The 1,692-nt window shown below is 39.2% G+C and carries 1 protein-coding gene; it reads left to right on the top strand.

Annotated features, from left to right (window positions below; translation table 11 throughout):
- Positions 1-116: 116 nt before the first annotated feature.
- Positions 117-1,223 carry an N-6 DNA methylase gene (locus B5G34_RS18120; RefSeq protein WP_162609537.1) on the top strand — a complete coding sequence of 369 codons (1,107 nt, stop codon included), beginning with the start codon at positions 117-119 and terminating at the stop codon, positions 1,221-1,223.
- Positions 1,224-1,692 lie beyond the last annotated feature (469 nt).

The raw sequence follows: 1,692 nt of genomic DNA, 5'->3' as shown, positions 1-1,692 counted from the left end.
AGGGATTGGTCAGCCAGTTGCTCCCCTTATTGTAGCTTAGGCACGAGATGGAGAGAAAGCCGGACTGGCTGCCCGGCTTTCCTGTCCAAATTTATTGTAATAGGAGGGAGGAGTTATTGGACTACAGCAAATTTTATACACCACCTCAAATAGCAAATCTATTGGTAAGGAAAGTAAATGTACCACATCCTGATACAGCCATCGACATTTGCTGTGGTAGTTGCAATCTATTGCGTGCAGCAAAAAAGCGGTGGAAAAATACAACGTTATTTGGTGTCGATATTAAACCGCATATAGCTTCAGATGTAAACTTTATGGAAATGGATGGCCGCCAATACGCAATCAAACATGCAAAGAAATATCCTCTTGTCTTGGCGAATCCTCCCTTTGACTTTGTAAAAACAAACAGAGAGTTCCCGTTGCTATACCAAGGTGTGTTTTCTTCCTATAGTACCAAAAGACTGGAAAATGAAATGCTTTTGGCAAATCTCCTCTTGTTACAAGAGAATGGCACTTTAGTAATTATTCTTCCAAGTACATTTGTTGAAGCAGAAAGTAACACTGCAATTCGTAGTTTAATAGGGAAAAATTATTATGTAAGGGAGATAATCAAGCTTCCGGAAGATACATTTGGGGCATCAAATATAAATAGCTACGCACTAATAATTAAGAATAGCTCTCCCAAAAAGAAAACAACAAACTCTAGTTGTGTTATATTTGAAAATGAGCAGTTTTTATTTGAGAACAAATGTACTGTCCCTCAAAAAGATATACAAGCTGGTAGATGGTATGATAGATATTCCGCCACTAATGAAGCTTTTGATATTCGTCGCGGTAATGTCTCCAGCCAGATGTTTTGTGACAAAGGAACTGCCATTTTGCATACAGCTAAGAAAAGCGAGCAGTGGAAACCATCTTTACGGTATTGTGCGGTGTCTGGTGAAAATCTAGTATATGCAGAATCGGGAGATATTATCATCAGCAGAATTGGCAAATCTGCTGGACAATGGGGTATATATCGTGGGGAAAAAATTTTAATTTCAGACTGTCTGTATCGAATAAAAGACCCTACTGGAAAAATCTTAAACAGACTACAAGGGCATGAATATGATTTTCCACAAAAAGGTGTTGCCACACGGTATATTACAATAAATGATTTTAAATCATGGTATTGTTCACTTTCAAGCGATGTTAATGCTGAAAAGAGTACTTCAGGTGAATAGACACAAATAATGAGCAACAACTTAATACCTAGATGTTGCTATTCATTTTTACAATTCTAGTTTCTGCGTATTGAAGCGCTCTTTTGGCCCGGTTTAGAGGGGGATGTAACCGATCTAACCGGGAGCCCGCTTGAAGCGGTAAACACTCCTTCCAACGATTATGAAAACGCCGCCCATAGTCTCACTCGGGCGGCGTAATTCTCAAAGAATAATTTTTTTAGATAAAAACCTCTTGCTTACTGCGTTAAAACCATTGATATGACTGGATTTTTCCAAGTCCTATAATTACACTCGGACCACCCCAGGAGCCTTGAAATCAAAGGATTTCAAGGCTCCTTTTTTGTTTTCAGCCTTTGTTTTGTAACCGTAAAATCTTTCGGCGCATAAAAAGGCCGCCATCTCAGCGCACAGGCAAAGAGATGGCGGTCTGCATTTTCATTATGGTTTTGGAATTTTACATTTCTGGGGC

The sequence above is a fragment of the Flavonifractor sp. An82 genome (assembly GCF_002159265.1).
Classification (GTDB): domain Bacteria; phylum Bacillota; class Clostridia; order Oscillospirales; family Oscillospiraceae; genus Flavonifractor.
The sequence above is the reverse complement of the archived record's forward strand: the minus strand, read 5'-3'. Positions and strand labels throughout refer to the sequence as shown.